The 21,587-nt window shown below is 63.0% G+C and carries 17 protein-coding genes and 1 pseudogene; 6 read left to right on the top strand and 12 right to left on the bottom strand.

Annotated features, from left to right (window positions below; all coding sequences use genetic code 11):
- Nucleotides 1-3: 3 nt before the first annotated feature.
- The 3 genes from VH564_RS01380 to VH564_RS01370 all read left to right on the top strand — a co-directional run bounded on the left by VH564_RS01380 (nucleotide 4) and on the right by VH564_RS01370 (nucleotide 2,361).
- Nucleotides 4-891, top strand: coding sequence for an SMP-30/gluconolactonase/LRE family protein (locus VH564_RS01380; RefSeq protein ID WP_423338038.1), 888 nt, complete (start codon nucleotides 4-6; stop codon nucleotides 889-891).
- Nucleotides 892-1,130: 239 nt separating this feature from the next.
- Nucleotides 1,131-1,538, top strand: a complete 408-nt coding sequence (locus tag VH564_RS01375; RefSeq protein WP_423338037.1) for a hypothetical protein — start codon at nucleotides 1,131-1,133, stop codon at nucleotides 1,536-1,538.
- Between the two features lie 205 nt (nucleotides 1,539-1,743).
- Nucleotides 1,744-2,361, top strand: coding sequence for a PRC-barrel domain-containing protein (locus VH564_RS01370; protein ID WP_423338036.1), 618 nt, complete (start codon nucleotides 1,744-1,746; stop codon nucleotides 2,359-2,361).
- A 78-nt stretch (nucleotides 2,362-2,439) separates the two neighbouring features.
- Here the strand turns inward: VH564_RS01370 and VH564_RS01365 are convergent, their stop codons facing one another.
- The 3 genes from VH564_RS01365 to VH564_RS01355 form a co-directional block, all read right to left on the bottom strand.
- The gene (locus tag VH564_RS01365; RefSeq protein ID WP_423338035.1) at nucleotides 2,440-4,485 is read right to left on the bottom strand and encodes an FAD-dependent oxidoreductase; all 2,046 of its coding nucleotides are present in this window, start codon (nucleotides 4,483-4,485) and stop codon (nucleotides 2,440-2,442) included.
- A 121-nt stretch (nucleotides 4,486-4,606) separates the two neighbouring features.
- Complete coding sequence (locus tag VH564_RS01360; RefSeq protein ID WP_423338034.1) at nucleotides 4,607-5,968, bottom strand: putative bifunctional diguanylate cyclase/phosphodiesterase; 1,362 nt, start codon at nucleotides 5,966-5,968, stop codon at nucleotides 4,607-4,609.
- 122 nt (nucleotides 5,969-6,090) lie between these two features.
- Nucleotides 6,091-7,827, bottom strand: coding sequence for a response regulator (locus tag VH564_RS01355; RefSeq protein WP_423338033.1), 1,737 nt, complete (start codon nucleotides 7,825-7,827; stop codon nucleotides 6,091-6,093).
- Nucleotides 7,828-8,160: 333 nt separating this feature from the next.
- Between VH564_RS01355 and mutL the strand changes: the two genes are divergently transcribed.
- Together mutL and VH564_RS01345 are read left to right on the top strand one after the other, a co-directional pair.
- Complete coding sequence (mutL, locus tag VH564_RS01350) at nucleotides 8,161-9,975, top strand: DNA mismatch repair endonuclease MutL (protein WP_423338032.1); 1,815 nt, start codon at nucleotides 8,161-8,163, stop codon at nucleotides 9,973-9,975.
- A 108-nt stretch (nucleotides 9,976-10,083) separates the two neighbouring features.
- Nucleotides 10,084-10,314, top strand: coding sequence for a DUF2093 domain-containing protein (locus VH564_RS01345; RefSeq protein ID WP_423338031.1), 231 nt, complete (start codon nucleotides 10,084-10,086; stop codon nucleotides 10,312-10,314).
- On the opposite strand, the gene lpxK is transcribed toward VH564_RS01345, so the two are convergent.
- The 6 genes from lpxK to VH564_RS01315 form a co-directional block, all read right to left on the bottom strand.
- Nucleotides 10,311-11,360 (bottom strand): tetraacyldisaccharide 4'-kinase, encoded by a 1,050-nt coding sequence (lpxK, locus tag VH564_RS01340; RefSeq protein ID WP_423338030.1) that lies wholly within the window; start codon nucleotides 11,358-11,360, stop codon nucleotides 10,311-10,313. The genes VH564_RS01345 and lpxK overlap by 4 nt on opposite strands.
- Before the next feature lie 91 nt (nucleotides 11,361-11,451).
- Nucleotides 11,452-12,183 (bottom strand): HAD family hydrolase, encoded by a 732-nt coding sequence (locus tag VH564_RS01335; protein WP_423338029.1) that lies wholly within the window; start codon nucleotides 12,181-12,183, stop codon nucleotides 11,452-11,454.
- Between the two features lie 10 nt (nucleotides 12,184-12,193).
- Complete coding sequence (waaA, locus tag VH564_RS01330; protein ID WP_423338028.1) at nucleotides 12,194-13,513, bottom strand: lipid IV(A) 3-deoxy-D-manno-octulosonic acid transferase; 1,320 nt, start codon at nucleotides 13,511-13,513, stop codon at nucleotides 12,194-12,196.
- Nucleotides 13,514-13,676: 163 nt separating this feature from the next.
- Nucleotides 13,677-13,928, bottom strand: coding sequence for a DUF4170 domain-containing protein (locus VH564_RS01325; protein WP_423338027.1), 252 nt, complete (start codon nucleotides 13,926-13,928; stop codon nucleotides 13,677-13,679).
- Between the two features lie 59 nt (nucleotides 13,929-13,987).
- Entirely contained in the window at nucleotides 13,988-14,797 is an 810-nt protein-coding gene (locus tag VH564_RS01320; RefSeq protein ID WP_423338026.1) for a 3'(2'),5'-bisphosphate nucleotidase CysQ, read from the bottom strand.
- Nucleotides 14,798-14,817: 20 nt separating this feature from the next.
- Nucleotides 14,818-16,164 (bottom strand): TldD/PmbA family protein, encoded by a 1,347-nt coding sequence (locus VH564_RS01315; RefSeq protein WP_423338025.1) that lies wholly within the window; start codon nucleotides 16,162-16,164, stop codon nucleotides 14,818-14,820.
- Between the two features lie 118 nt (nucleotides 16,165-16,282).
- On the opposite strand from VH564_RS01315, the gene VH564_RS01310 reads away from it, so the two are divergent.
- Nucleotides 16,283-18,088 carry a monovalent cation:proton antiporter-2 (CPA2) family protein gene (locus VH564_RS01310; RefSeq protein ID WP_423338024.1) on the top strand — a complete coding sequence of 602 codons (1,806 nt, stop codon included), beginning with the start codon at nucleotides 16,283-16,285 and terminating at the stop codon, nucleotides 18,086-18,088.
- On the opposite strand, the gene VH564_RS01305 is transcribed toward VH564_RS01310, so the two are convergent.
- The 3 genes and pseudogenes from VH564_RS01305 to VH564_RS01295 all read right to left on the bottom strand — a co-directional run.
- Nucleotides 18,085-18,954: a patatin-like phospholipase family protein gene (locus VH564_RS01305; protein WP_423338703.1), complete on the bottom strand. Its 870-nt coding sequence runs from the start codon at nucleotides 18,952-18,954 to the stop codon at nucleotides 18,085-18,087. The two genes, VH564_RS01310 and VH564_RS01305, sit on opposite strands and share 4 nt — an antisense overlap.
- 11 nt (nucleotides 18,955-18,965) lie before the next feature.
- Nucleotides 18,966-19,526, bottom strand: a complete 561-nt coding sequence (rsmD, locus tag VH564_RS01300; protein ID WP_423338023.1) for a 16S rRNA (guanine(966)-N(2))-methyltransferase RsmD — start codon at nucleotides 19,524-19,526, stop codon at nucleotides 18,966-18,968.
- Nucleotides 19,510-21,581, bottom strand: a pseudogene (locus VH564_RS01295) (pseudouridine synthase); the annotation flags it as partial. The gene rsmD and the pseudogene VH564_RS01295, both read right to left, overlap by 17 nt.
- Nucleotides 21,582-21,587: the final 6 nt, after the last annotated feature.

Below are 21,587 nucleotides of genomic sequence, written 5' to 3'. Positions count from 1 at the left end.
GGCATGACGGATATTCATGAGTTCCAGGGCAACATCCTTTGCGACACGGCGTCTGTGCTGGGCGAAGGTCCGACCTATGATCCGGATACCGACACGGTCTGGTGGTTCAATATCCTCGGCAAGGAACTGCACGAGCTGCAGCTTGGCACTGGGACTAAGAAGGTCCATGAACTGCCGATGATGGCGAGCGTACTTGCGCGCATCGATGCGCACAGGCAGCTGCTGGCAACGGAACAGGGCCTGTTCATTCGTGATATCGCCACCGGCGCGCTGACCTTCTACCTGCCGCTCGAGGCCGACAAGCCGGAAAACCGCTCCAACGACGGCCGCACCCACCAGTCGGGAGCGCTCTGGATCGGCACGATGGGCAAGCGCGCGGAGATGCAGGCCGGCGCGATCTACCATGTCGCCGCCGGCAAGGTGACGAAGATCTTCGATGGCATCAGCATCCCGAACTCGATCTGCTTCTCGCCCGACGGTTCCTTCGGCTACTACACCGATACGCGGATCAGCCGCCTCATGCGCGTCCTTGTCGATCCGGCAACAGGCCTCCCGATCGGCGAGCCGACGGTCCTGGTCGACAGCTCGGAAGACATCGGTGGGATAGACGGCTCGGTCTGCGACGCCGATGGCTACATCTGGAATTCCCGCTGGGGATCGGGTTTCGTCGATCGCTACAGCCCCGACGGATTGCGCATCGAGCGCCACCGCGTGCCCGCCATGCAGCCCTCCTGCCCGGCTTTCGTCGGCACGAATGCCGACCGCCTGGTGGTAACCACCGCCTGGGAAGGGCTCGACGACGAAGCCCGCGCGACGCAGCCTCAAGCCGGCGCGCTGCTGGAGCTCGGCGTGACGGTCAAGGGCGTGTTCGACCCGGCCTACATCCTCTGAAGACACGGCAAATTCCAGGCGCCGGCAAGATTTCGGCGCTTGGACGTTAGGGAGCAAATAGAATCAGCACTACACGAGCTAAAGGGTCGCTAGCGATGCCTACGGCAATATCGCAATTGGCTTTCAGCTAATTCAGGCCATAGCCTCCCAGCTCGAGATTTGCAGCACCATCTCACCGCCGTTGACATCGGTTGAGTCGAGGTTAATCTCTTTGTGGCAACAGCTGACGAGGCAGCGTCATGAAGAATCAGGTCCTCAATGATTACCTGTTATACCTTGCACCTGCATTTGTAATCCCGGCGTTCGTCTACTTGTTGGACAATTCAATCTCACCGCAAAACCTCGTAAAGATGGGCCTGTTGGTGCCTCTTTTCGCGCTCGCAATGAAGGGCGTAGGAGGATTCTTTCCGCCCGAAAATCTAGTCCACCGTTCGACAAGCCGGATGGCGGAAAATGCCGTGCTGCAAGGACTGGTATTTGGAGCGTTCATGCTCTTTATCCGTGACCTGCTGGAGCCGGAAATGCACTCGGACCTTTCCATCATGTTTCGGCAGTTCGCCGTAACGACAATCTTAATGTCAGGCGTGAATTTTGCCTTGGCTGTCAGCGCACGCAAAAAGCTTCAATCGGCTAATAGTTCTAAGTGACATGCTTCGCTTGACACCGGCCGGTCGGCCCGACGCGCACAGGTAATGCTGACACAACAGCAGCTCGCGCTACAGTTTTCTTACTTTTTTAGGAACAATGCGGATATTTGGTCATTCTCCTTGTGACCGAAGCGTGATGGTCAGCCTGAAAGAGGCGCCGCTCGTATCGGGGGGTCAACCGATCCAGAAGAAAGGGAGATTCACGATGAAATCCAAGTTCCTTACCACCGTTGCCGCTGGTGCAGTCTTTGCTACCGCATCCGTCCTGTCGCCTGCCGCGTTCGCACAGACCGCAACGCAGCCTTCGGCCACAGCGCCGGCAACCACCACCACACCGGCCACAACCGATGCAGCCGGTGGCGCAGCGGCCAGCACACCAACTGGTTCCTACCTGACAGAGCAGTCGCCTGAGCAAGTCAGCGCCAACACCTATATCGGCCAGTCCGTCTACAACGGCGCCAACGAGAGCATCGGTAGCGTCAGCGACTTGATCATGCAGAAGCAGGGCGGCATTGTCGCGGCTGTGGTCGGCGTCGGCGGTTTCCTCGGCATTGGCGCGAAAAACGTTGCCGTGCCGATCGCCAATATTTCGGTCGCGCAGAACAAGGACGGTACGGTCCGCCTGACGACCTCGGAATCGGTGGATTCGCTGAAGGCCGCACCAGAGTACAAGACGCTGGCCATGCAGGCATCGCAGTCGGCTCCGAACACCATGTCGAACGGCAGCTCCACGTCTGACGGCTCCACCGCGCCTGCTACAGGGACCGGAACGGGTACCACTCCCGCCAACGGCGGTGCGGCGGGTTCGACAACCGCGCCATAACGGCATCTGAATTACGAACGAACGGCGGCGCTATCAGCGCCGCCGTTTTGCGTTTGAGGGTCATATTCACCTGATGCTTCAGAGCAACGAACAATAGCGCAGCGCATCGTAGATGGCGGCGTGGACATTCCGGCTGGACACGGCGTCACCGATCCGGATGAGATCGAAGCTACCTTGGGGGTTGCGGTCCTGCAGCGGCCAGCGACGGGCGATCAGCGCGCCGTAATCAACGGCCCCAAGGTTGCGCGACATGGGCTTCAACTCCTCATAGAGTTCGGCATTCGCCATGGTTCCGTGCTCGACCACCACCTGCGAGACACGACGTTCGGTTCTCAAGGTCGGTGCATAATCGGAGCCGAGCACGGCCACCAGGCCGTTGCCCTCGCGGCGCACGGATTTCAGGCGCGTATTGATGGTGACCCGGACGTTCTTTTCCGCGAAGGCCTTGGCATAGGGGACATGGTTCATGCCGCCCATCTCAGGCGCGAAAAACCGCTCCGGCGAGACCAGTTCAAGCTCGGCGCCGGTGTTGGCGATGAGTTCCGCAGCTGACATGCCGGGGTGGCCGCCATTGTCGTCGAACAGCAGGACGCTACCCTCCGGCTTTACGGCGCCGGCCAGGATATCCCAGCTCGAGGTCACCAGCTCGTCTCCAGCCTCCAGCTCCGGAGATTGGGCAATGCCTCCCGTGGCGACGACGACGAGATCGGGAGCGAAGGGCAGGACATCATCGCCTGAAGCATAAGTGTCGTAGTGGATGGCAACGCCGAGCCGCTCGAGTTCGGCCAACCGCCAGTCGACGATGCCGACCATCTCCCTGCGGCGTGGGTTGCGGATCAGGAGATTGACCTGGCCACCTGCCTGACCACTGGCTTCAAGAACGGTGACCTGGTGGCCGCGTTCGGCCAAGACGCGGGCAGCCTCGAGGCCGGCCGGCCCGGCCCCGATCACGACCGCACGGCGAGCAATCTCGGCTTTGGGGATATCATGCGGGATCTCAGCTTCACGGCTGGTCGCGGCATTGTGGATGCACAGGGCTTCGCCACCCTCGTAAATTCTGTCGAGACAATAGGTGGCGCCGACGCAGGGGCGGATGCGGGCTTCTTGCCCGGCGACGATCTTGTTGACGATATGGGGATCGGCGATATGGGCCCGCGTCATGCCGACCATGTCGAGCTTGCCCTCGGCGATCGCGTGGCGGGCGGTGGCGACATCGGCGATACGGGCGGCATGAAAGACCGGAAACTTCGTTGCCGCCCGGACTTCGCCGGCGAAATCAAGATGGGGCGAAGCCGGCATGCCCTGGATCGGGATGACTTCGTTCAGCGCAGCGTCGCTGTCGATGTGGCCGCGGATGATGTTGAGGAAATCGATCTGGCCTGAGGCTGCCAGTGTTCGGGCAATGGCCACGCCCTCCTCCCGCGAAAGCCCCTTGTCCCAATCTTCGTCGGCGACAAGACGGATGCCGACGATGAAATCCGGGCCGACGGCGTCGCGAACCGCCTTTGTAACCATGGTCGAGAAGCGCATGCGGTTCTCCAGCGACCCGCCGAATTCGTCATCCCGATGGTTTGTGGCCGGCGACCAGAAGCCGTCCATCAGGTGACCATAGGCTTCGAACTCGATGCCATCGAGGCCCGCTGCCTGCATCCGGACAGCGGCAGAGGCATAGTCGGCGACGATGCGCTCGATGTCCCAGATCTCCGCTTCCTTGGGAAAGGCGCGGTGGGCGGGCTCGCGGATGGCGGATGGCGCAAGCACAGGTAGCCAGGCACCCTTGTTCCAGCCGGTCCGGCGGCCGAGATGCGTGAGCTGGATCATCACGGCCGCGCCGAACTCATGACAGTCGTCCGTCAGCGCCTTCAGCCAAGGCACGATCTCGTCCTTGTAGGCGTGCAGGTTGCCGAATGCCGGGGGCGAGTCCGCTGAGACCACCGCCGAGCCCGCCGTCATTGTCAGGGCGATGCCGCCCCGCGCCTTTTCCCGGTGATAAAGGCGATAGCGATCGGTCGGCATGCCGCCTTCGGAATAGGCCGGCTCGTGAGCCGTCGACATGATACGGTTCTTCAGCGTCAGATGCTTCAACTGGTAGGGCTGTAGCAATGGATCGGTCGTAAGGGCCATGATTGGGATCTTCCGCTTCGGACAGGACGAGCCATCATTGCCGAGCCTGACGCTGAATGCGAGGCCTAATGGCGGCGCGCACTGGCCGTCGCGCGGCGCGATGGGCAAAGACCTTCGGCAATCAATCTCGAGCGCTGCCGCGTTCGCCGAAATCGTAATAGTGCTCTTGTAGATAGCGCAGCGTCGCCACGCCATCGACCGGCTTGCCGTAGTAGTAACCCTGCCCCATGCCGCAGCCGAGGGTGCGCAGCTTCTCGGCCTCTTCGCGATTTTCTATTCCTTCGGCCACGACTTTCAGGTCCAGGCCTTCGCACATGGACAGGATGGCCTTGATGATGTGTTCGGATGCCCGATCGGTGTTGATGCGGGACACGAAAGCACGGTCGATCTTGACCTTGTCGAAGGCGAAATCGCGCAGCCGGCCGAGGCTCGACTGGCCCGTGCCGAAATCGTCGAGCGAGATCCGGACGCCGGCGACGCGCAGATCGCCGATGATCTGGTGGGCAGTCTCGGTCGAACTCATGACCGCCGTTTCGGTAATTTCCAGCTCGAGCCGGTGCGGGTCGAAGCCGACACGCGCCAGGATCGCAAGGACACTGCTGCTGGTATTGGGGTCCATCAGCTGCGCGGATGATAGATTGAACGATAGAAAAAGTTCGCGCGGCCAGGCAAGGGCCGCCTCGGCCGCCTTGCGCAACAGCGCTTCCGACAGCGCGTCGATAAAGCCCCGCTCCTCGGCGAGCGGCACGAAGACCGCCGGCGAAATGAAGCCGAGATCCGGATCGTTCCAGCGCGCCAGGGCCTCGAACCCCAAAATTGCGTTGTTGCCAAGCGACACGATGGGCTGGAAGTGGACATCGATGGAGTCCGAGATGATGGCATTTCGCAGCGCTTGTTCAAGCTGCGTCGCGCGCTTCATCTCCCGCGCGATATCGTCGGAATAGACGGTGATCTGGCCGCGCCCGCGGCGCTTCGAGCGGTAGAGGGCCGTTTCCGCACTTTTCAGCAGGGAGTCGAAATCCTCGCCTGCAAACGGGTGTATGGCCAGGCCGAAGGAAGCCGAAAGGCGGACATTGCGGTCGCCAAGGTCGTATGGCGCCGACAGGACTTCGCGGATCATCTGGCCGAATTTCTCGCCACCGACCCGCTCGAACACCAGGGGCAGAACAAAGGCGAATTCATCCCCCGCGTGGCGCGTCACCGTGGCTCCGTCGGGAACGCAGGCTTTGAGGCGATGGGCCACCTGACAGAGAATTTCGTCACCGGCTTCCGTGCCGAACAAATCGTTGATGGGCTTGAAGGCGTCGAGGTTGGCGATGGCGATGGTGAAAGGCGCCGGATCGCTGGCGCGTTCCGCAACAAGCAGGCGAACGCGGTCACGCATGCGATAGCGGTTCCCCAACCCGGTCAACGGATCCGTGTAGGCCATCGCCTGGAGCGCCGTCTGGCTCTCGGGCAAAGGCGGCAATTCCGTCAATTTCATCTGTAATTCCGAGACTTCTACCACCGTGGACGAGAATGCGGATTAAGTCTTAACAATTGAATAGCGTGGTCGCGGTCCTCGAGAGCGCACCATCAGGCAAAAGATTTCGGTTTGGGGTTTTACTAGGCGGTGGCTCGCTCCGTCGTCTTTCCGAGATGCTTGTTAAAGACCAGCTGCAGCATATCCGGGCTGACCGGCTTCAGAATGCTGTCATCCATACCCGACGCCAGGCACGCCTCCCGATCCCGCTCGATCGCCTGCGTGAGGACACCGATCAGTGGCGTTCTGCCGGTCCCGCCGGCTTCCATCTGGCGAATCAGCTTGGCTGCCTCGAAGCCGTTGAAGCCGGGCAAGGTAATGTCCATCAGCACAAGCCTTGGCCTGTATTCGGTCCACATCCGCACGGCTTCGTCGCCGCTTGCGGCGATCTTGTAGCGATAGCCGAGACCCTCCAATATCTGCGAAAAGACGATCTGGTTGATGGCGTTGTCTTCGGCCACGAGGATTTCGCAGCCCTCGTCCTCGGTGCTGATCGAGATCGGCCAGCTCTGCTCTTCCATCGTCTTGGCGTCTGTGGCCAGACCCCGAATATTGCGATTGAAAAAGCGGGCGATGCGGAAGGTCAGCTCATTGGCAAGCTGTGTGCCGTCCAGGCAGAGGGCCGGGATGCTCTGGCGCTCTGCCAGCTCCATGGCCCGCACACCCATCTGGTTGTCGACCACAACCAGGTCGATGCGCACACCAAGCGAGCTGGCGATGTCGAGAAAGGCTGCCTCCTCGCTCTCACTGCGCACGACGCAGGCTTCGAAGCCGTACTTGCCGAGCATCTTCAATGCCGATGATTCAGCGGCCTTATCGGCGGTGACCAACAGGATCTTCTGGCCTGCGAATTTCTCAGGCAGGAAGGTTTCCATCGCAGGCGGTCTATAGAACGCGGCCTGCAGCGTATCTGCCGGCACATAGGCGCGCCGGTAGCTGCGATCCTCGGACTCCTTCATCGAGGAAGCGATTGCGAACTCGGTGAAGTCGGCGCCGTCCTTCGGAAGATCCTGCATGGTTGCCACCAGGAAATAGCGGCCCGGCTTGCCGATCCGAATCTTGCGCGTGACGACGTCGCCTTCGACGCCATCCCGGTCCATCTGGCGCTGCCGGGAGATCGACAGGTCGCCGCTGTCGAGGACGTGCTGATCGCTCTGTCCGTATCGCTCGGCGACGTCCGTCGAGAACAGGTCGCTGCCCTTGCGCCCGAGGATCTCGTCGGCCGTCCGCTGGTACTTGGCGCAGAGCGCCTTGTTGACCGCGACATAGGTCATCTCCCTGTCCTTGACGAACAGCGGAAAGGGGAGGTTATCGAGGATATCCTCGGTCAGTTGCACGCGCTCGAGGTCCGCCCTCCACTGCTCCTCGCGTTTGCGGCTCTCGGTAATATCGGAAATGATGCAGATGCCGTAGCCGCTGGATAGGCGCCGCTTGGTGAAGCGCACCCACCGGTCAGCACCGTGGCGTTCGGTGAATTCGTAGCGCTCGCGCCAATGGGTGGCGATGGTTTGCGACAACCAGTCTTCGCGGCTGCTGGGTACGGGCCGCCGGCCGGCAATATCGCGCTGGCGGATGCCGGTGTCGAAGACCGCGCCAAGAAAATCGCGCAGGCGGGTCTGCGGCCGCAGCAGATTTGCAGATAACGGATAGAAGTTCAGCACCTGACGGCTGGCGAACAGCAGAAGATCGTGCTTGTCATAAACAAAGAATGCCGACTGCAGCCCTTCGCATATCGTATCGAACAGGGCCGCCTGAAGCGTTGCATCAGCGGGCATTTCGTCGCTGACGTCAAGGACTGCCTTCTCAAACTCGGCAGTCATTGGCCCGATTCCCACATAGCTTTTATCACTGTGAGGCGCCTGGGAGACAGAAGAGACCCGGCGCCGAATTTCGGAGTGCATACTGGCATGCTGTCTGAAACAGGCGAATGCCGACCGGTATTTATGACGGTATCCAGTAAGCCGTCACGGGCCGAGAAAGGTGCTGAGCACCGCCTGCGATCATTTCAAACAGTATCGCCGATACTTGCCGATTTAGTATTAAATTCAAATTAATGGCCGGCGAAGCGCGTTGTTTTGCGGAATTGGGTGGACGGCGGCGGCCGGACGCAGTTTGGCCTTTCCACGGCGACCAGAATCCGGGAAAATGCCGCCATGAACATCAAGCAACTTTCCGAAACCCTGGTGAACCAGATCGCCGCCGGCGAAGTCATCGAGCGGCCTTCGAGCGCAGTCAAGGAACTCATCGAAAACGCGCTCGACGCCGGTGCCACCCGCATCGACATCGCGACGGCCGGCGGCGGCAAGGCGCTGCTGCGGGTCAGCGACAACGGCAGCGGCATGGACCGGGCCGATCTGGAACTGGCGATCCGGCGCCACTGCACGTCGAAGATCTCGGACACCCTGGACGATATCCGCACCCTTGGTTTTCGCGGGGAGGCATTGCCGTCGATCGGCTCGGTGGCCCGCCTGACGATTTCGAGCCGCAGGCCCGATGGGGCCGACGGCGCCGAGATCGCCGTGGCCGGTGGCAGGCTCTTGCATCTTCGTCCGGCGGCGGCCAATCCCGGCACCATTGTCGAGGTCCGCGACCTGTTCTTTGCCACGCCGGCACGATTGAAATTCCTGAAGACGGAGCGGGCCGAGGCTGCTGCCATCACCGAGGTCGTCAAGCGCATGGCCATTGCCTTTCCGCATGTGCGCTTCGTGCTCTCGGGCTCCGACCGCACGACGCTGGAGTTCCCCGCTACCGGCGACGACCGCCTGGCGCGTGTGGCGCAGGTGCTGGGTGCCGATTTCAAGGACAACGCCATCGCGCTCGATGCCGAGCGGGAAAGCGTCGGGCTGACGGGATTTGCCGGTGTCCCTACCTTCAATCGCGGCAATGGCGCGCATCAGTATGCCTTCGTCAACGGTCGGCCGGTGCAGGACAAGCAGATCCTCTCGGCCATTCGCGGCGCCTATGCCGAAACCATACCTGCAGGTCGCTATCCCGTCGCGGTCCTGTCGATCACCATCGATCCGGCGCTTGTCGACGTCAACGTCCATCCGGCCAAGTCCGACGTTCGCTTCCGCGATCCGGGACTGGTGCGCGGCCTGATCGTCGGCGCCATCCGCGAGGCGCTGGCGCGCGATGGCGACCGGGCGGCGACCACCGGAGGCGATGGCCTGCTGCGCGCCTTCCGGGGCGGCGCCTCGCCGTCCGGCTGGCGCGCCGCTCCACCTTCGGCACCCTGGTCGGCAGAGACGTCCCCTTCCCGTCCCTACAGCCCGTCAGGCGCCTTCGGCTTTGCCGAACCGTCCCAGTCCATGTTCGGCGGCGTGTCGATGCCGACGGCGCGGATGGAAGCTGTCGCCGCCGACGTCGTTCGCGACGAGCCGCCGGCACACTATCGGCTGGGGGCCGCGCGGGCGCAGATCCACGCGAATTACATCGTCGCCCAGACGGAGGACGGGCTCGTCATCGTCGATCAGCACGCTGCCCATGAAAGGCTGGTCTTCGAAGAGATGCGCAAGGCGCTGCATTCCAGGCGCATGCCGTCTCAGGTCCTATTGATCCCGGAAATCGTCGACCTGCCGGAAGAGGACTGCGACCGGCTGATGGTGCACGCGGAAAGTCTCGGCAATCTGGGGCTGGCAATCGAGCGGTTCGGCCCAGGCGCCATCGCCGTGCGGGAGACACCAGCGATGCTTGGAGAGGTCGATGCTCAGGGGATGATCCGACAACTGGCCGACGAGATCGCCGAATGGGACACGGCCTCGCTGCTCGGTGCCAAGCTCGAATATGTCGCCGCGACCATGGCGTGCCACGGATCGGTCCGCTCCGGCCGACGACTGCGTCCGGAGGAAATGAATGCGCTGTTGCGACAGATGGAGGCAACGCCGGGTTCGGGGCAATGCAATCACGGCCGGCCGACCTATATCGAGCTGAAGCTGACCGACATCGAACGGCTGTTCGGACGCAGCTGAAAAGGCTGGAAATCTGGACGCCGCCGCGATAGAGCGTCTGATGCTTGCAAAAGCCGCGCTAACGGCCGAACTCGGGTCGCGGACGGTGATGACTGGAGAATGGTGGCAATGAATCTTTTTGAGGGAAATGGCAATCGCGAGGCGAAGGTGCGCTATCTCGACGGCGACTTTCAGATCCTCGCGCCTGGCTCCTATGTGGTCTGCGCCATGACCGGCCAACGGATCGCGCTTGACGAGCTGCGCTATTGGAGCGTGGCGCGGCAGGAACCCTACGCCGATGTCGTCGCTTCGCTCGAGGCTGACAAGCGCGCCGGCGTCTTGCCCAACCAGCGCCGCTAAGAAACGGTGCTACCCTTAGCGTCCGCAAGCCGCCGCTGACGACAGGCGGCGATGGCCGCGTCGATGATCCGCCGGGGAGCGCTCCGGTCTGAGAAGGTCATCTCGACCTCGATGACGCGACTTTGCTCGACTAGCTGTTCTGCCGGACCTTTTCTTCCCAACAGACGCACGTAATCCTTTGATGTCGTGACGATGCGCAGAGCGTGACGCTCCGCCGTGTCGAGAATATCGCCAATCTGCACGTCGCTGAGATGCTGATGATCGCCGAAAGGCCGGTGGACGACGATCTTGGCGCCCAGAGATTCGACGGTGCGGAAGAACTTGCGCGGATCGGCGATACCGGCAAAGGCGAGCACGCTGCCGCCGGCCAGATCCTCCTGCCCGCAGACCTCGACGCTTGCCGTGAAGAACGGCTTCCCGGCGCGGGCTGCAAGCCGAACCAGCGGCTCGGCAGCCTTGCCGTTGCCAACCTTCAGCAGGCCCGAGGTCTGTCGAAGCTGTTCGGCGATTGGCGCCCGCAGGGGTCCGCCCGGCAACAGATGACCATTGCCGATGCCACGGCCGGCATCGATCACCAGCAACGCATAGTCGATCGCCAGGCGGGCGCTCTGGAAACCGTCATCCATGATGATGAGATCGGCGCCCTCCTCGACCAGACGACGCGCCCCGTCAACGCGGCGGCGCGAGATCACCGTCAGCGCCTCGCGGGCGAGCAGCAGCGGCTCGTCGCCGACCAATTTTGCCGTGTGTATGGCAGGATCGACAACGGTGATGCCTCGCGCCGAACCGCCATAACCGCGACTGAGAAACCCGGGCTTCAGTCCCCTGTCTTTCGCCGCCCGGGCAAGGGTCAGCGCCGTCGGCGTCTTGCCGGCTCCGCCGACCGTGAAATTCCCGACGCAGATGACCGGAATGGGCACCGAAGCGCGTTCTCCATTCGCCATGCGGGAACCGGCAATGCGGCCATAGACGAAGGAAATGGGCCATAGCGAGCGGGCGCGCCAATCTGGCTTCGTCCACCAGAACGGCGGTGCTTCCGATACCATATATCTGTCTCCGCCCTTCGGTAGTGGCCGCCGCAAGCCCTGTTCAACCCGCGGCAAGGAAAAAGGAGAACGGCCGACAATGCAACCCCGCTTACGATAAGGCCGGCAGCGCGGGCAACAGCGATTCCAATGCAGTGATGTCCTCCAGGCAAAAGTCGGCTGCCTCGGAGAGGCTGTCGATCGACCCCGTGCCCGTCAAGACGCCGATATTCAGCCGCACACCGGCGTTTCGGCCCATATGCAAATCATGATTGTTGTCACCGACCATCGCCACCTGATCGGGTGACAGCCCAGTCGCCTGGCAGAACCCGTGAACCATGCCGGGCTGAGGCTTGACGCCAAAGCCGCTGTCGTAGCCGGCGACGTAGTCCAGGCAATCGAGAAACCCGAAACGTTGCGCCGTCCGGCGGATCGAGGCCTCATTATCGCTGGAGGCAACCCCAAGACAGTAGCCGCGCTCCTTCATGCGACGGAAAAACACGCCGAGATCGGTGACCGGAACGGCAAATTGCGCGGCATCGGCAAAGAGTTCGTCCAGCCGAAGAGTGAGATCGTCGACATCAAGCGCGGAGCCAGCAGCGACGAGCCCTTCGGAGATCTGCCGCGTGTTGCCTGCGGCCAGAAGGCTGTCGGGAACGACGTGCCCTGAGACCGGGTCCATACCACAGGCACTCAGCAGACGGTCGGCAAGATCGGCATTGTCCTTGGCGGCAATCCGCGCCAATTCGCGGTTCACCGGCAGCCAGCTCGCATCGTAGTCGAGCAGCGTCCCATCCTTGTCAAAGAGAATGCCCCTGACAGCGGCCAGCTTTTCGCTCGTCACGCTAAACACCTCAAGCTTGCGCACCCTTTGGCAGCAGCCGAGCCTTAAGGGTCAATGGGTTGATGTAGGGTTCCAGCCCCTTGATCGTCGCTGTCAGCGCGCCGCGCATCTCGTGCACGGCCGTGAAGCCGGATTCGATCATCGTCGCGCGAGCGGTGTCGTTGGTCAGGAGGTAATGGACGCCCTTGGCCAGCATCTCGGTATCGCGCACCATGCGGGCGCCGCCGTTTCGGGCCAGCGTCTGATAGGCTTCACGGAAATTCTGGACATGGCCACCCGTGAGGATGGCGCAACCCGTCATTGCCGGCTCGATCGGGTTCTGCCCGCCCTTGTTCTCGAACAGCGAGCGGCCGACGAAGGTCACTTGCGTCAGCCTCAAATAGAGGCCCATCTCGCCGATCGTATCGCCCAGGAAAACATCGACGTCGGGCGTCAGCGGATCGTTGCGGGTGCGGCGGGCAACCTTCAATCCCTGCGCCAACAGCATTTTCTCGATGTCGTCGCAACGCTCCGGATGGCGCGGCACGAGGATGGTGAGCAAATCGTCGCGGGCCTTCAGCGTGCGGTGCACGACGGCAGCGGCATTCTCTTCGCCCTCGAAGGTGGACACGGCAGCCCAGGTCCGGCGCGTGCCGATCTGATTGCTGTATTCGGCAAGAACCGCGGCATCGTAGGGCGGTGCGTCGGTATCGACCTTGAGATTGCCTGACGTGGAAACCTGCAAGGCGCCGAGGTCGCGAAAGCGCTCGGCATCGACATCGGACTGAGCGAGGACCAGCGCCATCTTCTCCATCAGGGCCGCCGCCAAAGACGGGCTTCGCTGCCAGCGGCTGAACGACCTGTCGGACATACGGGCATTCACGAGAATCTGCGGAATGCCGCGCTTTCCGAGCTCGCCGATAGTCGTCGGCCAGATTTCGGATTCGGCGATGATGGCGCAATCCGGCTGCCAATATTCCAGGAAGCGGGCGACCGACGGCTTCAGGTCGAGCGGCACGTACTGGTGGATAACTTCTTCGCCGAGACGCTCGCGGGTCACCTGGGCCGACGTCATCGTGCCCGTGGTCAGCAAAACATGGATGTTGCGCTGGCGGATTTCGCGGATCAGCGGCACGACCGCGGACGTTTCGCCGACGCTCGCGGCATGAAACCAGATCAGTGGCCCCTGCGGGCGGTTTGCGCTCGGATGGCCGAAACGCTCGCCGCGCCGGGCACCGTCTTCCTTGCCGTTGGCTGCGCGCAAGGCCAGGTAGGGCGACATCAAAGGTGAGATCGCAATGCCGCCAAGACGATAGGCTTTCAGCGCCAAGCGCGCCCTAAAGCTGCTCATCTCGGATGCCTCGGATCCTCAGTGATCGTCATCGATGCCAAATCCCAAGTGTTGCGATCGTATAAAATGAAGTTCAGTTCGAACAGAACAGTAAAATCAAATGCTTGGCAATAATATGATGACGACCGCAGAAATCGCGGCCCGAAGCACCCGCGGGTTTGGCTCAGCCCTTGATAGACGCGTCGGTTTGCGGGTCGAGCAGGCGATGCATGTGGACGATAAAGTAGCGCATGTGAGCATTATCGACAGTCTGCTGGGCCTTCGCCTTCCACGCCATATGGGCGGAGGCGTAATCGGGGAAAATCCCGACAATATCGAGGCCGCTGAGATCGCGGAAATTCACTTCGCTGAGATTTTCGAGCTCACCGCCGAACACGAGGTGCAGGAGCTGCTTTTTACCGCTGGAGTCAGTCATATCGGTCTTTCTTTGCTGTCTCTCTCCCGGCCTTCATCTGAGCGATTTTGGCGGAAAGGTCAACTGGCTCGTCGAGAGGCGAGCTGGTGCAGGAATTCAGGCATCGAAGCCGTTGCGGCGCCGCAGAGTTCGTCATGCTTGACCACAGGCTTGTTGTAGAGGAGCTGCTCGCCGGAAAGGTCGACAAGCGCACCGCCGGCCTGCTGCAGGATGAGATCGGCGGCGGCCAGATCCCAGTCGTGGGAGTCACGCTTGACGAGCGTGCCTTCGAGGCGCCCGTCGGCGACCATCGCCAGTCGGTAGGCAAGCGACGGAATGTGCTTGACGCGCTCGACCGTGCGCCGGAATTCGGCGCCAAAGCCGGCGATCATGTCTTCAGCCGTCGCGAGGCGGTGAATGTCGCCCGTTCCGGCTTCGGAGACTTTGAGGACCTCGCCGTTCTTCAGCGATGGTCCTTCCAGACCAGCGACGAACAGTTCACGCAGGGCAGGCGCGAACAATACACCTGCGACCGGTCGCCCGTCGGTCACGACGGCGACGCTGATGCACCAGATTTCAGAACCGGCAAGGAAGCCGCGCGTGCCGTCGATCGGATCGACAACGAAAAGGGTGCGTCTCTCCAGCCGGTCGGACGCATCGTCGGTTTCCTCGGAGAGCCAACCGTAGTCCGGCCTCGCCTGGCGCAGGATCTTCGACAGAATGTCGTTGGCAGCATAGTCGGCGGCACTGACTGGGGATTGCCCGCCATTCTTCCACCAGACCTCGTTCGCCTGCCTGAAAAATCCCAGCGCCACCGCGCCGGCTTGCTTTGCCGCATCGACGATCAGCTCAAGGTCGCTCTGCCAGCTGTAGGTTGTCGTGTCGGACATGCTTGTTATTCCATCTCGGCCTAGAGGCCGGCCAGCGTCATTCCCTCGATGGCGATGGTCGGGGACGCGGTGCCGAAGGAGCGGTCAATGTCGTTGGCCGGCGTGGCGCGCATGAACATGTCCTTGAGGTTGGAGGCAACAGTTACCTCCGACACCGGAAAGGTCAGTTCGCCATTCTCGATCCAGAAACCGGTCGCGCCGCGGCTGTATTCGCCTGTTATCATGTTGACGCCCTGGCCGATCACCTCGGTGACGTAGAAGCCATCCTTGACGCCCTTGATCATCTCTTCCGGCGACATCTCGCCAGGCTCGAGCGCGAGGTTGGTGGAGGACGGCGTTACCGTGGTTCCACCGCGCACGCCGCGTCCATTGGTCGGCAGGCCGATTTCCCGGCCGGTGGACGTCGACAAAAACCAGTGCTTCAGCACACCGTCCTCGATCATCACCAGGCGTTCGCCAGCCACACCCTCGCCATCGAAGGGGCGCGAAGCGGAGCCACGCACGATCAGCGGATCGTCGGTGATCGACAGTCCCGATTTCAGCACCTGCTGGCCCATCTTGTCACGCAGGAAGCTGGACTTGCGGGCAACGGAGGAACCATTGATGGCGCCGGCGATGTGCCCAACGAAGCCGCGCGCGACGCGGGGGTCTAAGATGACGGTGACATTCTTGCCGGTCGGCACCTGGCGCGGATTGACGCGCTTGATGACCCGCTCGCCGGCGCGGCGTCCGATATCCTCTGGCGTATCCAGGTCGGCAAAATAGAGGCGGCTGTCGAAATCGTAATCGCGCTCCATGCCGGTGCCCTCGCCGGCGATGACGCTGACGGAACGCCCGAAACGCGAGCCCCTGTAGCTACCTTCGAAGCCGCGCGAGGTGACAAGCACCATGCCGCCCATGCCCGAGGAGGCACCCGAGCCGGAGGAGTTGCTGACACCCTTGACCGCGAGGCCGGCCTCTTCCATCGCCAGCGCCGCGTCGCGCAGCTCGTCGGTGGAGACTTCGGTCGGATCGTAGAGATCGAGATCGGGGTAGTTGCGGGCCAGCTTGTCGTCATCGGCGAGGCAGGCGAAGGGATCTTCCGGCGACACCTTGGCCATGGCGACGGCGCGCTCTGCCAGCACCTGCAGGTCGAAACCAGGATTGGCCGAAACGCTGGCAACCCGGTTGCCGACGAAGACACGGAGCGAGAAATCGTCGCTTTCGGAGGATTGCGTGCCTTCAACCTTGCCGAGACGGACGCTCACCGATTGCGACCGGGAGCGCACGACGACGGCGTCGGCGGCATCGGCACCGGCCTTGCGGGCGAGATCGATCAATTGACTGGCGCGGGAAAGAAGTGTGACGGAGTCGATTTCAGAGGACATGAGTTGGCCTTTCCTTCGCCTTCCATTTATTGTGCACACTCAAAAGCATCAAGGCCGAGCATGTCGATTCTTGGGCTCGACTGCATATGCACTGCCTGCCTGCGGAAAGATACAGACCATGTCAGCCCCCAATGCCTTCTTCACGGAAACGCTACTATTGCTTGGCGGCGCCGTCGTCACCGCCCCGATCTTCAAGAAGCTCGGATTGGGTACGGTGCTTGGCTACCTCGCCGCCGGCGTTGTCATCGGCCCGGTGCTGCATGGCATCGGCGACGGCGAAGCCGTGCTCGGGGTGGCCGAGCTCGGCGTCGTCTTCCTGCTGTTCATCATTGGCCTCGAGTTGAAACCGACCCGCCTGTGGCAGATGCGCAAGGACATCTTCGGCCTGGGTAGCGCACAGGTCATCCTCACCGGTATGGCGCTCACCTATGCAGCCTGGATCACCGGCATGGTCGATTGGCGTGGCAGCCTGATCGCTGGCTTCGGCCTGGCGCTGTCCTCGACCGCCTTTTCGATGCAGATCCTCGACGACCAGGGCGACCTCAACACACGATACGGCCAGCGCTCCTTCTCGATGCTGCTGTTTCAGGATCTGGCCATCGTGCCACTGCTGGCGCTCATCACCATCCTCGACGGCCCCAAGGATGACGCCAATCCGCTTGCCGATCTTGCGATTGCCGTCAGCGCCGTGGCCGCCATGATCGTCGTCGGCCGCTACCTGCTGACACCGCTTTTCCAGGTCATCGCCCGCACCGGTGCCCGCGAGGCAATGATTGCGGCCGCGCTGTTCGTGGTGCTCGGTTCGGCGACGCTGATGCAGATGGCGGGGCTATCGATGGCGATGGGTGCCTTTCTCTCCGGCGTGATGCTGGCGGAATCCTCCTACCGGCATGAGCTCGAAGCGGATATCGAGCCGTTCCGCGGCGTGCTGCTCGCCATTTTCTTCATTGCAGTCGGTCTGTCGCTGCAGCTGCAGGTGATCTACGACAACGCGCTGTTCATTCTGATGGCGGTGCCGGTGCTGATGGTGATCAAGGGTCTGGTCATCTACGCCATCTGCCGCCTGTCCGGCTCTGCCCACAACGATGCCATCCGTATCGCCTTCCTGCTGCCCCAGGGCGGCGAATTCGGCTTCGTGCTGTTCAGCACCGCCGCCTCGACCGGCGGCCTTCTGTCGGACAGCATCGCCTCGCTGCTGATCGCGGTCGTCACGCTGTCGATGGCCCTGACGCCGCTTGCCGTGGCGCTGTCGAAGCGACTGCTCACCGGCGAGGCCCATGAGGAGATCGACGAGAATTTCGAGGGTGCCGGGGCCGACGTGCTGATGATCGGCTTCTCGCGTTTCGGTCAGATCGCCGCGCAGATCCTGCTTGCCGGCGGCCGCGACGTGACTGTCATCGACTTCTCCGCCGACCGTATCCGCCAGGCCTCCTCCTTCGGCTTCCGTATCTACTTCGGCGACGGCAGCCGCAAGGACGTGCTGCGCTCGGCCGGCATCGACCGCGCCAAGATCGTGGTCATCTGTACCCACACGCGGGAGATTACCGACAAGATCGTCGAACTGGTGCAGACCGAATATTCGCATGCGCGGATTTTCGTGCGCAGCTATGACCGTATCCACTCGATTGCTCTGCGCAAGATGGGGGTCGACTACGAACTGCGCGAGACACTGGAATCGGGCCTGCTGTTCGGCCGCAAGACGCTTGAGGAACTCGGGATCGGCGAAGCGGATGCCATGGCGATCCAGGAGGACATCCGCAGGCGCGATGAGCAGCGGCTCGAGCTGCAGACCACGGAAGGACCGCAGGCGGGCACCGACATGCTGTTTTCAAAGCCGGTCAAGCCGGAACCGCTGATCAAGCCGAAGCGTGCGGTCGATGTTGTCGACGAGAACGACGACTTGTCCGAACCGGCGAGTGTCTAGGCGCCACGGGCCGTCAGGATTTCGTCGAGGGCGTATTTCAGCTCGTCCTTGACGCCCACCGACATCGCCAGGATTTCCCGGGCTTTCAGGAAATCCATGACGCCGATGCGGCCGACGGCCGGGCAGAGAAAGATCTGCGGCGGCCGCAGACGCAGCTTCAGAGCAATCGCCGTCTGCATCATCAACTGGCCGCTGCCAAAAATGCTTTCCATGCGGTTCGGCACATGCGTACCGTCGCCATCGGGAGCCCCCACGACATCGACGCCGATGACGATGTCGGCCAGGTCCATCAGATGCTCGTAGGGCACGGGGTTGATGATGCCGCCGTCGATCATGATGCGATCGTTCAGCCGCACCGGCATGAAGACGGCCGGAATCGCGGCCGACGCGGCCAGGGCCTGAATGAGATCGCCGTTTTCGATCACCACCTCGGACTGGCCATAGTAATCGGTTGCGATCACCTTCATCGGGATGCGCAGGCCATCGAAGTTGTCCGGCACTTGATGCGGCAGGAAGGCGCGCAGCACCCGTTCCAGATCGAACTGACCAAGCCTGAGGCCACGCACAGATTTCGGCCGCAGGCCCCAGATGCGGTTGGCCACGGCCTTCTTGTTGCCGATGCTGGAGAGCGCATGATCACGGATCTCGATGCCGGTCATGCCGGCGGCCATGCCCGAGCCCATGATCGCGCCGATCGACGAGCCGGAGATGGCGACCGGCCGTATGCCGAGTTCATCGAGCGCTTCTATGATGTGGATATGGGCAAGGCCGCGGGCGCCGCCGCCGCCGAAAGAGATCGCCACGGAGGGCGACGTCGATGTCCGGAGCGGAAGCTCCGAGACGATCGGGAAATCTGGGTTGACCATCGCGCTCATCGCTAAGCCGGCTGATAGTGGAAGAAATGCATCTTGCTGTCGCCGAAGGTGCGTACTTCGAGCAGGACATAATCGCTGGGTGCGTTGACGACAACGTCGGCCCGCTCTTCCAGAATGGCAAGGGCGCCAGGCACCAGCCAGCCACCCTTGGCGGCTGCCGCGAACGCCTTTTCGCCCAGGCCCTGGCCATAGGGCGGGTCGGCGAACAGGAAGTCGAAAGGTTCGAGATTACCGACGCCGCCGAGATCGGTGGCGTCGCGGCGGAGCATGCGTGTGCGGCCGTGCAGGCCGAGCGCATCGATATTCTCCCAGAGCAGCCCCCTGCCCTCGACGCTGCTTTCGACGAACAGCACGTGGCGGCAACCCCGCGATGCGCCCTCGAGACCGACCGCGCCGGTACCGGCGAAGAGGTCCATCATGCGGGTGGCGTCGATCGCTTCGGGATAGGCATGGCTCAGGATGTTGAACAGGCTTTCCCGCGTGCGATCCGCCGTCGGACGGATCGCATTGGATTTGGGCACGGCTAGAGACCGACCGCGAAACTCTCCGCCGACAATCCTCACCGCCCGTTAGCCCCTCTTGCCTCTAGGGCCGCCTCTCGGAGCACCCCCTGCCGGACGGCCGCTGCCGCCACCGTCGCGTGGCTTGCCGGAAAAGCTTTTGGCACCCGGCTTGCCCGCTGGCTTGCCGCCGAAGGACTTGCCGGCTGGCTTGCCCGTGTAGGGACGGCCGGCCGGCTTGGCACCCGCCGGCTTGTCGCCGTAGCTGCGCTCGCCGGATGGCCGCTCGCTTCTGGCCGGACGCTCGGAACGCTGGTCGCCGTCGGCGCGCGGTGCGCGATCGCCTGAAGGCCTGCCGCTATAGGGCCGGTCGCCTTGCGGGCGCTCGCTGCGAACTGGACGGTCACCACGGGGCGCGTCGGAGCGGAACGGCTTTGCGCGGGGACGATCCTCGCCCTCGGCACGCGGCCTGCCGGTATAGGGGCGATCGCCTTGCGGTCTTGCGCCCTGCGGACGGTCACCGCGGGGTGGCCGGTCGCCCTGTGGGCGGTCGCCGCGTGGGGCGTCGGAGCGGCTGTCGCTGCGGAAGGAGCTCGTGCGGGGACGATCTTCGCCCTCGGCACGGGGACGGCTCGGACCCCGTGGCCGGTCACCAAAAGGCTTGTCGCCCCTCGGCGCGCGTTCACCAAACGGCTTGTCGCCACGCGGCGGCCGGTCACCGAAAGACTTTGCGCCCTGCGGACGATCACCGCGTGCCGGGCGTTCGCCGCCGGCGCTCTTGCGGCCGAAACCACCACCCTTGCCCTTGCCGTCATCGCTGTCGTCGGTGGCGCGGATCCACTCGCCTTCGCTGTCGCTGACGCGGCTGACGCGAACGCGTGGACCTTCATCGGGACGGTCCGAGCCGGGGCGAGCGCGGGGACCGCGGGTCGACGGGCCGTATTTCTCGAGGTTCTTGGCGACCTTTTCGGCCGCCTTTTCGCCAAGCGGACGGGCGCCGGGCGCCATCCAGACATTGGCGCTGCGGCGCGGCGTCGTCATGGGGGCGCGCTTCGGACGATCGTCGTCCTTGCCACGGGCACCGCCCTTGCTGTCTTCGCGCTTGGTGTCGAGATGACCACGGGCAGGCGCACGCTTGTCTGCGGACTTTTCGCGCTTGACCCAATCGTCGCGCTGCTGCGGACGGGCGGCGGGCGCATCGTCCTCGTCAGCGGCATCGCCACCTGAGACATTGTAGATCGGTGCGTCGAAATTCGCCTTGGCGTCCTCGACGAGACGCGGGCCGAGCTGGTCGCGCAGCGTGCGTCCACGCACTTCGACGGCCTGGGTTTCTGGCAGGTCGCCGAGCTGGAACGGGCCGTAGGAAATGCGGATCAGCCGGTTGACCTCGAGACCGAGGGCGCCCAGCACGTTCTTGATTTCGCGGTTCTTGCCTTCGCGCAGGCCCATTGTGATCCAGACGTTGGAGCCCTGGACCTTGTCGAGCGTCGCTTCGATGGAGCCGTAGAGCACGCCGTCGACGGCGATGCCGTCCTTCAGCTTGTCGAGCGCATCCTGGTCGATCTCGCCATGGGCGCGGACGCGGTAGCGGCGCAGCCAGCCGGTCGTCGGCAGTTCGAGCACGCGGGCAAGGCCGCCGTCGTTGGTGAGCAGCAGCAGGCCTTCGGTGTTGATGTCGAGGCGGCCGATCGACATGACGCGCGGCAGGTCGTCCGGCAGGTTGTCGAAGACGGTGGCGCGGCCTTCCGGATCGGCATTGGTCGTCACGAGGCCGGCCGGCTTGTGATAGAGCCACAGGCGGGTACGCTCGATGCCCCGGATCGGCACGCCGTCGACTTCGATCTTGTCGTTCAGCGTCACGTTGATCACCGGGCTGTCGAGCAGCACGCCGTTCAGCTTGACGCGGCCTTCCATGATCATCCGCTCGATATCGCGACGGGAGGCGACGCCGACGCGCGCCATCACCTTGGAGATACGCTCCGCGTCATCGGGAATATTGGCCTTCGTCAGCTTCGACGGCGCGGGTTTGGCGGCATTGGTGTCTTCGCGCTTCGGCATCGGCTTGTCGCGAAGAAAGGGCTTGGACCCAGGCCGCTTGGGCTTGTCATTGAATGTCATTTGATG

The organism is Rhizobium sp. HT1-10 (assembly GCF_049472505.1).
GTDB lineage: Bacteria > Pseudomonadota > Alphaproteobacteria > Rhizobiales > Rhizobiaceae > Rhizobium.
Note: the sequence above shows the minus strand (reverse complement) of the source record. Positions and strands in the feature narration are given on the sequence as shown.